The sequence below is a fragment of the Marinomonas polaris DSM 16579 genome (genome assembly GCF_900129155.1).
GTDB lineage: Bacteria > Pseudomonadota > Gammaproteobacteria > Pseudomonadales > Marinomonadaceae > Marinomonas > Marinomonas polaris.
Window position 1 is genome coordinate 149,448 of sequence record NZ_FQVF01000012.1, and the last position, 13,222, is coordinate 162,669.

General features: G+C 41.0%; 13 protein-coding genes and 1 tRNA gene. 7 read left to right on the top strand and 7 right to left on the bottom strand.

The genetic code is table 11. The features are described 5' to 3' along the window. Positions 1-33: 33 nt before the first annotated feature. Positions 34-1,233, bottom strand: coding sequence for a mechanosensitive ion channel family protein (locus BUA59_RS14055; RefSeq protein ID WP_245813154.1), 1,200 nt, complete (start codon positions 1,231-1,233; stop codon positions 34-36). A 67-nt stretch (positions 1,234-1,300) separates the two neighbouring features. Next, a complete protein-coding gene (locus tag BUA59_RS14060; protein WP_072840327.1) occupies positions 1,301-2,632 on the bottom strand; it encodes a magnesium transporter in 1,332 nt (443 codons plus the stop codon). Between the two features lie 374 nt (positions 2,633-3,006). Between BUA59_RS14060 and BUA59_RS14065 the strand changes: the two genes are divergently transcribed. From BUA59_RS14065 to BUA59_RS14080, 4 genes are read left to right on the top strand one after another with little or no spacing between them, the layout of a single operon-like run. Next, on the top strand, positions 3,007-3,585 hold the full coding sequence (locus BUA59_RS14065) for an anthranilate synthase component II (RefSeq protein WP_072840328.1): 579 nt from the start codon (positions 3,007-3,009) through the stop codon (positions 3,583-3,585). Between the two features lie 23 nt (positions 3,586-3,608). Beyond that, a complete protein-coding gene (trpD, locus tag BUA59_RS14070) occupies positions 3,609-4,649 on the top strand; it encodes an anthranilate phosphoribosyltransferase (protein WP_072840329.1) in 1,041 nt (346 codons plus the stop codon). A 19-nt stretch (positions 4,650-4,668) separates the two neighbouring features. Then, entirely contained in the window at positions 4,669-5,484 is an 816-nt protein-coding gene (trpC, locus tag BUA59_RS14075) for an indole-3-glycerol phosphate synthase TrpC (protein ID WP_072840330.1), read from the top strand. A 43-nt stretch (positions 5,485-5,527) separates the two neighbouring features. Then, the gene (locus BUA59_RS14080) at positions 5,528-5,935 is read left to right on the top strand and encodes an OsmC family protein (protein ID WP_072840331.1); all 408 of its coding nucleotides are present in this window, start codon (positions 5,528-5,530) and stop codon (positions 5,933-5,935) included. 75 nt (positions 5,936-6,010) lie between these two features. On the opposite strand, the gene BUA59_RS14085 is transcribed toward BUA59_RS14080, so the two are convergent. The 4 genes from BUA59_RS14085 to flgA form a co-directional block, all read right to left on the bottom strand. After that, positions 6,011-6,086, bottom strand: a tRNA-Arg gene (locus tag BUA59_RS14085). Positions 6,087-6,167: 81 nt separating this feature from the next. After that, positions 6,168-6,647, bottom strand: a complete 480-nt coding sequence (locus tag BUA59_RS14090) for a flagella synthesis protein FlgN (protein ID WP_072840332.1) — start codon at positions 6,645-6,647, stop codon at positions 6,168-6,170. A gap of 37 nt (positions 6,648-6,684) precedes the next feature. Next, positions 6,685-6,999, bottom strand: coding sequence for a flagellar biosynthesis anti-sigma factor FlgM (gene flgM, locus BUA59_RS14095; protein WP_072840333.1), 315 nt, complete (start codon positions 6,997-6,999; stop codon positions 6,685-6,687). Positions 7,000-7,111: 112 nt separating this feature from the next. Continuing rightward, positions 7,112-7,804 (bottom strand): flagellar basal body P-ring formation chaperone FlgA, encoded by a 693-nt coding sequence (gene flgA / locus BUA59_RS14100; protein ID WP_072840334.1) that lies wholly within the window; start codon positions 7,802-7,804, stop codon positions 7,112-7,114. A gap of 140 nt (positions 7,805-7,944) precedes the next feature. Here flgA and BUA59_RS14105 point away from each other — a divergent pair, with 140 nt between their 5' ends. After that, entirely contained in the window at positions 7,945-8,874 is a 930-nt protein-coding gene (locus BUA59_RS14105) for a chemotaxis protein CheV (RefSeq protein WP_072840335.1), read from the top strand. Between the two features lie 57 nt (positions 8,875-8,931). Continuing rightward, positions 8,932-9,768: a CheR family methyltransferase gene (locus BUA59_RS14110; protein ID WP_012068786.1), complete on the top strand. Its 837-nt coding sequence runs from the start codon at positions 8,932-8,934 to the stop codon at positions 9,766-9,768. 239 nt (positions 9,769-10,007) lie between these two features. Here BUA59_RS14110 and BUA59_RS14115 read toward each other — a convergent pair whose 3' ends face one another. Then, positions 10,008-11,414: a peptidoglycan DD-metalloendopeptidase family protein gene (locus tag BUA59_RS14115; RefSeq protein ID WP_072840336.1), complete on the bottom strand. Its 1,407-nt coding sequence runs from the start codon at positions 11,412-11,414 to the stop codon at positions 10,008-10,010. 106 nt (positions 11,415-11,520) lie between these two features. On the opposite strand from BUA59_RS14115, the gene tyrS reads away from it, so the two are divergent. After that, the gene (gene tyrS, locus BUA59_RS14120; protein WP_072840337.1) at positions 11,521-12,825 is read left to right on the top strand and encodes a tyrosine--tRNA ligase; all 1,305 of its coding nucleotides are present in this window, start codon (positions 11,521-11,523) and stop codon (positions 12,823-12,825) included. The last annotated feature ends 397 nt before the right edge of the window (positions 12,826-13,222 follow it).

Consider the following 13,222-nt stretch of genomic DNA (forward strand, 5'->3'; position numbering starts at 1 on the left):
GTTATTAAGTTTTTAAAAATTGAATATATTACTTTAGCTCTTGTCCTTCTGCGATGGCTCTTTCTGAAGCTGCTCTTTCTGAAGCTGCTCTTTCTGAAGCTGCTCTTTTACAGGTTGCTCCGATGAGTTCACCTGTTCCGATAATAGTGTCATTTGGCTATCGTCAGCCATGTGAACTGTATGGGTTGGGAAGGCAACTTCTGCATCATGTGATTCAATAATTTGCATAGCTTTGAACAGCACGTCTTGTTTGACGTTATGGTAGGTTCGCCAGTCCACGGTTTTTGTATAAGCATAAATAAAAAAATCTAGAGACGATGGGCCGAACTGATTGAAATTCACCATGTAAGTTTCATTTGTATCGAGGTCTTCATGGTTGGCAACCATGTCTTTTATGTCCGCCAAAATGGTTGGTAGAAGACTGAAGTCGCGATAACGTACTCCAATGGTTTCATTAATACGTCGATGGGTCATACGGGATGGGTTTTCAACCGAAATCAATGAGAAGGTGGAATTAGGAACATACAGGGGGCGTTTTTCGAAAGTGCGAATGCGTGTTTGTCGCCAGCCAATATGCTCTACTGTCCCCTCAATGTTTTGATCTGGTGAGCGAATCCAGTCGCCAATAGCAAATGGTCGATCTAAATATACCATCAAACCACCGAAGAAGTTGGCGAGTAAATCTTTAGCTGCGAAGCCTACGGCAATACCACCTATACCACCAAATGCCAATACGCCGGAAATGCTATAACCTAGTGTTTGCAAGATAACTAAAACTGAGGTGATGATAACGGATGCACGTAATAATTTACTGATTGCGCTGGCCGTTGTGTAGTCAACGTTAGTGGTTATTTTGCTTGAGTTGGTAAGCGTTCTTTCGCTTTCAGATATACAGCGCAATACGAACCAAGTCAGTATAACGATAACGCCGACTTCACGAATTGCATGGATAAGTGATGAAAAATTAGGGTCAACTTCTGTACCGGAAATTTCAGCGGCAATGCTCAAACCAGCCAACCATACAAAGACCCCAACAGGTTTTTGTGCTGCATGAATTAAGACATTGTCCCAAGGTGTTTTGGTTTTTTCGAGTTGTTTGTCTATACGCATTAAAATGCGGGTGGCAATAAAATTAACAATTAGTGTACCAAGTACAACTAAAAATACTCGGACAACCCAGTGCATTTTAGTGTCGCCCAAGCCTAAATATACTTGCATTGTTTCCCAGTTCATTATGCTTCTCTATACCTTTGTCTTGTTCGTGAATGGCTCTGATTAGAGGTTATGCTAGTTGTGTTACTTAAATAAGTAATAAAGTGCCCAATCCCAAGAAGGCAACAAAACCAGCTATATCTGTCACAGTGGTTAAAATGACTGATCCAGAGAGCGCTGGATCAATACGTAATTTATCTAGTAATACTGGTATTAGAACGCCAGACAGGGCAGCCATTATAATGTTGACGATAATAGCTAAGCCGATCACCATGCCAAGCATTGGGCTTTCGAACCACCATAAAGTCACTACACCAATTACAATGGCCCATAATATGCCGTTTAATCCGCCTACTTTTAATTCTTTTGATAATAAAGATTTTAAGTTGCTGCGAGTTATTTGTCCCAGGGCTAAGCCTCGGACAATTAACGTCAATGTTTGACTGCCTGCGATACCACCCATGGAGGCAACAACTGGCATTAATACTGCTAATGCAACGACCTGTTGAAGTGTGGCTTCAAATAGCCCGATAAACGCTGAGGCTAAAAATGCCGTCAGTAAATTTATGCCAAGCCAAATACCACGAGTTGCTGCACTGCGTTTTACTGGTGCAAATAAATCAGATTCTTCATTTAGGCCTGCTGTCGACATTTGCTGAGCTTCGTGCTCTAAGCGCCATGTTTCCATGGCAAGTCCTGCGTGGAAACGACCTAATAGAATTTGATTGTCATCCACCACAGGTAGTGCTGATAGCGACGATCGTTCGAGTTGCTCTGCAGCTTTTGTTAGTTCTGTATCGGCGTGGATAAAGGAGCAATCCTCATCTATCAAACTTGAAATTGGTTCGTGGCCTTGAGCCTTGAATAGACGGTCAAACTTCACGCAACCAACCCAACGGCCAGTTCTGTTCACCAAATACACCATATCTGTGTAATCTGGCGTGTTCTTTTTTAGCAGTCTAAGAGCTTCAGAGGCGCGGATGGATTGAGAGGCGATTAATAATTCGTGGTCAATCCAACGGCCAACAACATCATCGTTGTAAACAATACCTTGCTGGTAATATTCGCGTTGTTTGTTGTCCATCTGCTTTAAGGCGATGTCTACAAGGCGGTCTGGTAGCGAGTCCGTTATTTCGAGTAGGTCTTCGGCATCGACATCAGTGAATAAAGCTTCTATTTCTGAGTCATCTAGCTCTCTTAATAGTAGCTGTCGAGACTCTCCACGCATTTCAACCAAAATATCAAGTCGGTTGGCCTGTTTGATATTTGCCCATGCTTGCCGGCGTTGGGTAAGCGGAATGGATTCAAGCGCTAATGCCACATCGTCCGGTGTTAACTCTGAAATGGCCTTGTTAATGGACTCTGGAGAGTGCTCGTCATGTATGAGGGTTTCGATGAGGGCGGCGACTTGGCTATGCACAGGGCATCCTTAAAACACTGAATAATGACGGTAAAGATAACATGCTTTCTAGTGTGCGGTATAACTGCTTGTATATCAAACAAGGCTTTGTTTTTACACGGTATTATTTAAAACCTTCCAAAACGCTGAAATAAAAATGGTAAATTATGGTGTCATTTGATGGGGAGATTAGTGATTAGTGTATGCTATTTGAACTGTTAGGATCTTATGAAGTGTAAGGTCTGGCGAGACAGAGTGTTCCTGACAGTGTAGAATTTAGCGCACTTTAAAATGCATGTTTTTATTATTCGTCAATGCATTTCGTTTTTTGTGTCAGTTTCTGCGGATTCTAACATTAGTAGATCAATATTGTTTTATAGGCGCGCCCCTTCTTTATGTTATTGATGATTGATAACTACGACTCTTTTACTTACAACCTTGTGCAATATTTTCGTGAGTTAGGGATGGATGTACAGGTGTATCGTAACGATGAGATTAGCATTAAAGATATTGAGCGCCTTGCTCCATCGCATTTAGTGATTTCACCGGGGCCTTGCACACCTAACGAAGCGGGGATTTCTCTGGCTGCAATCACGACATTTGCAGGGAAAATTCCAATATTGGGTATTTGCTTAGGCCATCAAAGTATTGGTCAGGTCTTTGGTGGAGAGGTAATTCGTGCTAAAAATGTCATGCATGGTAAAACCTCGTTAATTTATCACCAAAATACCTCTGTGTTTTCTGGCTTGCCAAACCCGCAGACTGCAACACGCTACCATTCCTTGGTCGTTTCAGCAGACTCATTGCCTGATTGCCTAGAAGTAACCGCTTGGAGTCAAAATGCAGAGGGTGATAGAGAGGAAATTATGGGAATTCGACATAAAACACTTGCCGTTGAAGGGGTGCAATTTCATCCTGAGTCGATTCTGACTGAAGCAGGTCATGCTTTATTGGCCAATTTCTTAACACGATAGTTTTAATACGATAGGAGAGGCTGGTGGATATTCAAAAGGCGATTGCTGCTGTTGTTGAACGCCAAGATTTGAGCGGCGACGAGATGCAAATAGTGATGCATGACATCATGACGGGAAAAGCCACGCCAGCACAGATAGGCGGATTTTTAATTGGCCTAAGAATGAAAGGTGAGACGGTCGAAGAAATTACCGCTGCGGCGCAGGTGATGCGAGAGTTATCGAGCAAGGTACATTTGGATCTTGAACATGTGGTTGATACATGCGGCACTGGCGGTGATGGTGGCAACTTGTTTAACGTATCTACAGCGTCTGCGTTTGTTGTTGCTTCAGCGGGGGGGAAGGTTGCTAAACACGGCGGGCGTTCCGTGTCTTCGAAATCCGGTAGTGCAGATGTGCTGGAGCAAGCGGGTATTTACCTTGGTCTTGATGCTGTGCAGGTTTGTCGATGTGTTGAAGAGATAGGTTTAGGTTTTATGTTTGCGCCTAATCATCATTCAGCTATGAAATATGCAGTTGGTCCTCGTAAGGAAATGGCTACTCGAACCATTTTTAATTTGCTTGGTCCATTGACTAACCCTGCTAATGCAAAATGTCAGGTCATGGGGGTTTTTCATCAGAAGTGGGTTCGTCCTATTGCTGAAGTATTGAAAGCTCTGGGTAGTGAGCATGTTATGGTTGTTCACTCTGAAGACGGTTTGGATGAGATTAGTATCGCTGCACCAACTTATGTGGCGGAATTAAAAAATGGTGAAATTTTAGAGTATAAAATTTCACCAGAAGATTTTGGCATTCCATTGCAATCTATTGATACGATTCAAGCTGCTGATGCATCTGAAAGCCTTGCTTTAGTAAAAATGGCACTGGATGGTAAGGGGGAAATAAACCCTGCCAGGGATATTGTTGCTTTAAATGCTGGCGCGGCGATTTATGTTTCAGGTATTGCTGATACTTTAGCAGAAGGTGTGAATATTGCGGAAGATGTGATTGGCGGTGGTACAGCCAAAGTCAAGATGTCTGAATTAGCTAGTTTCACGCGTTGTTTTATGAGTCCTGACTCACTGTAATTATAGGAGCAGTAACCTAATGCAAATAGAAACACCGACAATTTTAAAGAAGATTGTAGCGCGAAAGTATGAAGAAATTACCGAACGTAAATCTCATACACCGTATGGAAATTTAGAGGTTGCAGCGTCTGTAGCTAATGTTCATAACGCCCCTCGTGGTTTTGCTCATGCATTAAGACATCAAATAGCTATCGGTAAATCTGGTGTTATTGCTGAAATTAAGCAAGCTTCCCCTAGTAAAGGTGTATTGCGCGAGCCTTTTATCCCAACTGACATTGCTAGATCCTACGAAAGATCAGGTGCGGCTTGTTTGTCTGTTCTAACAGACAGTGATTTCTTTAAAGGTCATGAAGATTATCTAGTTGAGGCTCGTGCAGCATGTAAGTTACCTGTTATTCGCAAGGATTTCATTGTCGATGAGTATCAGGTGCTAGAAGCTAGGGCGATTGGTGCAGACTGTATTTTATTGATTGCTGCGTGCCTAAGTGGTGATAAATTGCGAGAGCTAGATCAAATGGCTCGTGACCTTGGTATGGATGTGTTAGTAGAAGTGCATAATCGCCCAGAGTTAGAATTGGCTTTGGAATATACTCAGACTGAATTGCTTGGTATCAATAACCGAAATCTTCATACCTTTGAACTTAGTTTAGATCATACGTTTGAATTGATGGACAGTGTGCCTTCCGACCGCTTGATTGTTACAGAAAGCGGGATTCATACTCGTGATGATGTGGCCTTGATGAGGCAAAAAGGTATTCATGCGTTTTTGGTTGGCGAGGCTTTTATGCGCGCCGATGACCCAGGTGAAAAATTGGCTGAGTTGTTCCAGTCGTAATGATGATAGTTTCAGTCATGACAGAATCAAGTAAGGTTGAATGATGAAGACAAATGTTAGTTGGCAAGAAGATGTGCATTTTACCGCTGAAACCGGTTCTGGTTTTAAAGTGGAAATCGATGGTAATCAAGTGGCTGGCCCAAGACCTATGGAGCTTTTGCTTGCAGGCTTGGGTGGTTGTACTTCTTATGATGTGGTTGGGATTTTAAAGAAATCTCGTCAAGATGTGGTTTCTTGTGTTGCTCAAATTGATGCTGATCGAGCTGATACTATCCCTGCGGTGTTTACTGAAATTCGAGTGCACTTTGTCGTTACTGGTCGTAACTTGAAGGAAAGTGTTGTTGCTCGAGCAGTTAAATTGTCTGCAGAAGAGTATTGCTCTGCTTCTCTAATGTTAGAGAGAGGTGGTGTGAAAATTGTTCATAGCTTTGAGGTGATTGAGGCGGAATAAGGTATTGCTTTATAAAAGTATTTAAAAAAAGAGCTAAGAGGCTCTTTTTTTAGTTTTTTGCAGTGCTTAATGTGTTGGTGTCCCCACCAGGACTCGAACCTGGAATAGCTGCTTAGGAGGCGGCCGGTATATCCTGTTTACCTATGAGGACGTGCTGCAAGTTGAGATTTATACATTAATTACGACCGAAATACAAATGACAACTAAGTATGATGTTGATTCTTATGGTTTTTTAAGCTCGGCCTAATGTATGTTTACTGCTTATTGGGCGTGTAGAGCCTCTGGCTGTATAGACTTTGTTTTTGCTGCTATGGCCTTGGAGTAATTCGAAAAGATGCTTGTTACGCTTTTGTAAGGTGTTAAGGATTCGAGCGTTAGTGTTGTTTTGTGTTTTACATTTTTTGAGTAATGTTTCGCACTCTTGCATCAATAGGCGAACGTTGTCCATTGAGCTGTCTTGTAGGCTTAACCAGTTTTTGAATTCTACTTCAGTAGGTTTTTTTCGGTCGACAATATCAAATTTAATGAGAATGTTGACTCTTTTCTCATTAAGCTGATTCATTTCATCAAGAAGGGTTTGTTTTTGCTCGGATAGGCTAATGATTACTTCGCTGTTCAGTTCCCCATAAGCTAAACGCTCTTCATCAAGAAGCGAAGAGAGTTTTTCTAATATCTCTTTGCTTCTGATAAATATAGGTGCGATAGGAATCATAAGACAAACCGTTTACAAACTGTATAGGAGTTACAGTCTAGAATAGCGAATCCATAGAAGCCATATTATTTGCTAGCTTCTGGGTATCTATTTTGTACTCGCCTGCTGCAATAGCGTTTTTAATTTGTTCCACTTTATCCATATCAACATCAGGTAAGCTGCTAATTTTAGACTGCTGACTTTGAAGAGTTTGTGCAGTGCCACTTAATTTCACGGTGTCTTCTGCCAATGTGCCACCGCTTTGAACTGAGCTTTGTTTGTCCGTTGCGCTATTTGTCGCATCATCTTTTTGCGATCGTTCACTTTTGTTGATCGTGCTCTGGTTTGATAGACCTGTAAAATGTATTGCCATTGGGTTTTCCGCCCTTTAATGATTTGCCTGTCTATGTTGTCGGCTGGGTCTATAAGAACTTTAATAAAAAGCCCCAGAAAAGAGTATTTATTCATTGCCGATCAGTCTGTACTCAATAGTTTACAAGAACCTCACTGTCAGTTACAACTTTGGCGTATATAATTCGTTCAGAACTTGTGTTTTTGACTCGAATTTGTTGGCCTTTGACACCATTTTCTAAAGCAACACCGTTCATTCGGACTATAATGGTACCACTGCTTGCTGTTATTAGTACTGAGTCGCCTTTTTTAACTAAGGTTGGCTGATTGGTTAGATCGTCAGTGATGACTGTGTTTATGCGCAAGTTGCGTGAAGCAATTAGGCCGTAAGGTGGGTTTTTTTTAGTGTAAACATGTCCTCTTAGGCTGGAAATGTCCACTTCTCCCACATCGGTGTTTGATTTGCTGATGGCTTGGCCTCGGTTGATTGGGGTGATGGTTTTTATTGCTGGAATCATTATGGACTGAGTTACTGGTACGTAGGACTTCCAAGTTGGTGAGTCACAGCTGACTTCATAGTTTGTGCGTTTGGTAGCGTCTGGTCTTTGATTGTTGATCTGAATTGATTCGTTTTCACAATCAGGCAAGTAGTTGAGTGCGGCAAGATTGTTTAATGTGATGCTTATGGCTGCATCAGGGTATATTTCTGATAACCGAGGAATCTCTACTTGATTTATGTAGTGGTTAATTTGTTCTTCAGTCGTTATGGCAAATGTAAAACCAGTTTGGAAACAAATGAAGGCTATGCTTAGCCTTATGATTCGCATGATTTGTTCTCTTTGTTTATTATTACGTTATAAATAAGATAGTTAGTAAATTATTTGAATTCACTTTATCATTGGATGATACATTTTAACAATTTTGAGGTGATACCTCAGTATAATGTTTACACATTTTGGAGGCGTTTATGGCTGGAGTTCTGGATACTGTTAACCAACGTACACAGCTCGTAGGGGAAAATCGACTTGAATTGCTGTTGTTTCGCTTAAATGGTAAGCAAATTTATGGCATCAACGTTTTTAAAGTGAAAGAAGTGCTGCAGTGTCCTAAATTAACCACTATGCCTCATAGTTCTCCTGTGGTTAGAGGTGTTGCTCATATTCGTGGCGGTACTATTCCTATTTTAGATTTAGGACTGGCTACAGGTGCGAGCCCAATCGAAAATATTAGTCAATGTTTTGTGATTATTACTGAATATAATCGTCGAATTCAGGGTTTTTTAGTGCGTGGTGTAGAGCGCATTGTAAACATGAATTGGAGTGATATTCAGCCACCACCAAAAGGATTGTCGAATGATAATTACCTGACAGCCGTTTGTCAGGTTGACAAAGAAATGGTGGAGATTATTGATGTTGAGCAGATTCTTTCTGAAGTTGCTCCTACTCGTCAGGATATCTCAGAAGGTATTGTGAATGCTGGTGTGACAGAGAATGCACAAAAGCATCATATTCTTATCGTGGATGATTCTTCTGTTGCTCGTAAGCAGATTAAACGTTGTATGGAACAGGTTGGTTTTGCTACGACAGTTTTATGTGATGGTCGTGAAGCGCTTACTTATCTTCAAAATATGGTTGCAGAAGGTAAGGATGTAACTAAGGAGTTTTCTATGGTTATATCTGACATAGAGATGCCTGAGATGGATGGTTATACATTAACAACTGCGATTCGTAATGATAGTCGGTTGCAAGATCTATTTATTCTTCTTCATACCTCTTTGAGTGGTGTGTTTAATGAAGCAATGGTTAAAAAAGTAGGAGCTGATGGCTTTTTGGCGAAGTTCCAACCAGATGAATTGGCTCGATTGGCTATAGAGACAGTGCAGGTGCAATCAGAGTAATGTTTAGGCCCTTTATATGGGGCTTTATTTATTGAACCTGTCACTTATGGAGTTTTAATGCTCAGTAGTACAAATGCAATTACACCTAATGGTTATATCAGGTTTAGAGATTACTTGCAGAAAGTGTGTGGGATCTCGCTGAGTGATAATAAGCAATATTTGGTCGCCAGTCGCTTGGGAAAAATTTTAGAGAGAGAGGGTTTTTCTAAAATTGAGCAGTTAGTAGATGCTTTGGAGAGGTTGGGGGGATCTAAGCTAAAAGAAGAAGTCATTAATGCAATGACGACAAATGAAACTCTTTGGTTTAGGGATACGCACCCGTTTACGATTTTAAAAGACAAAGTGCTGCCTGAAATGACAGCGGCACCTCTAAGAATCTGGTCAGCTGCATCTTCTACCGGTCAAGAACCTTACTCTATAAGTATGGTTATAGAGGAGTTTAAAGCGTCTCGGCCTGGCGTTTTGAAAGCGGGTGAAAAAATAGTAGCGACAGATATTTGTACTAATATTTTGCAGCATGCTAAGCAGGGTGAATATGACAGCTTGGCTATTGCTCGTGGACTTGGTGCGGATTTACAGCGTCGGTACTTTGATAAAGTGAATGATTTGACTTGGAAAATTAAGCCGCACTTGAGTGCGCGTGTTGAATTTAAGTACTTGAATCTTATTGAATCATTTTCGATGCTAGGTAAATTTGATGTGATCTTCTGTCGTAATGTGCTGATTTATTTTACCGTTGATCTTAAATTGGATATTTTGAAAAGAATGCATGCCTCTTTAAAGCCTGGAGGTTATTTATTTCTTGGTGGATCTGAAGCATTGAGTGGTCTATCTGATTATTTTGAGATTGTTCAGTGCCACCCAGGTATTGTATATAAAGCTAAGGCTTTATAGTGTAGGTGTCGCTTAGTTAAAGTTAATCGTAGTAGAAGAGCCTGTCTAGTGTTTGTAGATGGGCTTTTTTGTGGGTGCTTACTTTGTCTTATAATCGGTGATAGGTAAGGTGTCTTCTTCTGCTGTAGAGTGGGGAGGTGGCAATTCGAGGCTGGTTTCGTGTGTGTGATAAATGTAGTAGGTTAAATAGCCAGTGTGTAAGTCACGCTGGCTCTATGTGAAATTATAAAGTGGTGGTGTTATTCTTTTAAAGAGGCGAGTTTTTGCGCAAACGATGGTGAATGTGAATTCGATAATGTAGCGACTACCTGCTTTGCATAAGGTAGATAGTTTTTCAAATCGTTTTTAGGCATTGGATCGTCATTTGGTAATTTAACAGTTACTGGGTTTTTATGGGTTCCGTTTATTCTGAACTCATAGTGAAGGTGTGGGCCTGTCGCCCAGCCTGTTTGTCCTACGTAGGCAATTATATTGCCCTGCTGAACTCTGGCGCCACGTTTTGTCCCCTTTGAAAAGCCTTTCAAATGAGCGTAAAGGGTTTGGTAACCTTTACCGTGATCGATAATCACAACATTGCCATAACCGTTTTGTTTTCCCGCAAAGGATATTTTGCCATCTCCAGCCGCTTTTACTGGAGTTCCGCTTGCGGCTGCATAATCAACACCTCTGTGTGGACGACTGGTTTTGAAAATAGGGTGTAATCTGTTTGGATTGAATTTTGATGAAATCCTTGTGAAATCAACAGGTGTTCGTATAAAGGCTTTGCGCATTGCCAATCCATCAGGGGTATAATAATTTGCTCCTTTTTCTGTTTGGTAGCGAATTGCCTGATAGGTTCGGCCATTGTTGATAAACTGAGCAGCTATAATGTTGCCATGTCCGATTTTTTCACCATCAAGATACTTTTCTTCATATAACATACTTAAACTGTCACCTTTTCGAATGTCCAAGGCAAAGTCTATATCCCAGCCAAAAATATTTGCTAACTCAATTAATAAGGGTTGATCGATTCCTGATCTTAGTCCGTCAACAAATAATGAGTTATTGATTTCTGCCTCTTTGTAGGCTTGGACAACTTCTGGTGTTCTGGAGGCTTCTGTTCTATTGAATTTATCATCATTTCGCTCAAAGGTTACACTATCTAAGCGGTTAAGGATAAGTGTTAACTGAGTGAGTTCTCCAGATGCTTCATTAGTTGTGAAGTTGATTGTTTGTCCTGGCCTCATTTGCAGCAAGGTTTTTTGTTTTTTGTCAGCCAGAGATACTTTGTAAATGTCTTGTGCTGATATGCCTTCGTTAGCTAATAGTTTTGATAGGGAGTCGCCAGATTTTACTTCAACAGATTGTTCTTTAAATGTTGCTGGGCTGCTCTTTTTTACCAAGGCGTCAGGTGCAGGAATATCGTAGGTAGAGTTTGTATTGTTGGGCGAAAAGGTTGTTAAAGGGATTGTGCTGCTTTTGGGCGTGAGTTTTTGCAAGTCCTGCAGCATAAGCTGAGACTGATCTATCACCTCAAAGTTTGCTTCGAGGGAAATTAGATTGTTATCGATGGTTTCCTCGTCAGGGAGTGCTATAAGTACTATGGCGAGGAGTGCGCTTATCCCTGAAATTAGGAGTAAATGCTTTGTTGGTAATAGCTTGATCAAAATGCGTACCTAAAAATCTTTAATAAAAGCCTTATAATCCTACCAACATTACTTTTATAATTGAATGCTTAAGTACGATAAACTAACTAGGATATGGATCAAAATAATGACTGTAAGCAGTAAAGACCTTTTGAATGACTTGCAAGCTCGTGGACTTATCGCCCAAATGACGGCAGAAGATGAGCTAAAAAAACATCTTGATGGTGGAAGTCGTACTCTTTATTGTGGTTTTGATCCAACCGCAGATAGTCTGCATTTGGGGCATCTTGTTCCTCTTCTTGTGCTAAAACGTTTTCAAGATGCTGGGCATAACCCAATTGCTTTGGTTGGTGGTGCGACAGGCCTTATAGGAGATCCAAGCTTTAAAGCGGCTGAACGTCAATTGAATACATCCGATGTGGTTGCAAGTTGGGCAGAAAAAATTCGTGGCCAAGTAAGTCAATTTGTAAAATTTGATGATGTGTCTAATCCTGCTCGAGTTGTTAATAACCTCGATTGGGCTGGCGAAATGAGTGTGCTGGATTTCTTGAGGGATATCGGTAAGCACTTTTCTGTTAATGCAATGATCAATAAAGAATCTGTTCAGCAGCGCCTTAACAGAGAAGGCGCTGGTATTTCTTTTACTGAATTTTCTTATGCATTGTTGCAAGGAATGGATTTTGCTGAATTGAATAGAGCCTATGATTGTACCCTTCAAATAGGTGGCAGTGATCAGTGGGGGAATATAGTAGGTGGTATCGATCTATCTCGTCGTCAAAATCAATCTCAAACATTTGGTTTAACTGTTCCTTTGGTTACAAAATCTGATGGAACCAAATTTGGTAAAACGGAATCTGGTGCGGTTTGGTTGGATTCTTCCAAAACAAGTCAGTACGCTTTTTATCAATTTTGGATGAATACTGCCGATGCCGATGTTTATAAATTTTTGAAATTCTTTACTTTCTTAGATCTTGCGGAGATTGATGCAATTGAAAATGCAGATAAAGAAAGTGGTGGCAAGCCTCAGGCGCAAGCTATTCTTGCACGAGAAGCGACTAAACTTGTTCATGGTGAAGAAGGTCTGCAAGCAGCGGAGCGTATTACTAATGCTTTGTTTAGTGGTGAAGCTGATCAATTAAGTGAGCAAGATCTTGAGCAAATTCAGCTTGATGGTTTGCCGAGCAGTTCTTTGGCGGGTATTGATCTTGTTGAAACGCCCCTTACTAGTCTAATGGCGGATGCCGGATTGGCTGCTAGTGGCAAGCAGGTCAAGGATGCTCTTCAGCGAGATTCTGTTTTTGTAAATGGCGTGGCTAAGGGGTTGAGTGACAATATGACAGCTGCTGATATCTTCACTGCTGCAAATGGCTATTTCGGGAAGTACTTCCTCGTTAAATTAGGTAAGAAAAAGCATCACTTGTTTGTGTTGTAGCTGTTGATGGGCGATGCCTAAGTAATTGAGATAAACAAAAAGACACTCCGGTGTCTTTTTGTTTATCTGTGGCTTGTTGAGTTTAATTTAAATTAATTAAAAGAAATTTTAAAAAGAGCTTGCGCTAAAACTTCTAGGCTGTATTATACGCCTCCACTGACACGGACAACGACGCAAACAAGAGTTTGCGACTTACTTAGGTAAGGGAGTTGAACGCAGAATCAGACGCTCTTTAAAATAGATAATCAGATAATTTGTGTGGGCGCTCGCTGGAGGCTTCAGAAGATCATCGCAGACCGGTTTTACCGAGATGTAGTTGATCAAAAAAATTGAAGTCTTGCGAAACGTCTAACACGTCAATTCGCTTTATGTTGGCTTGTTGTTCTTCGGGATGATG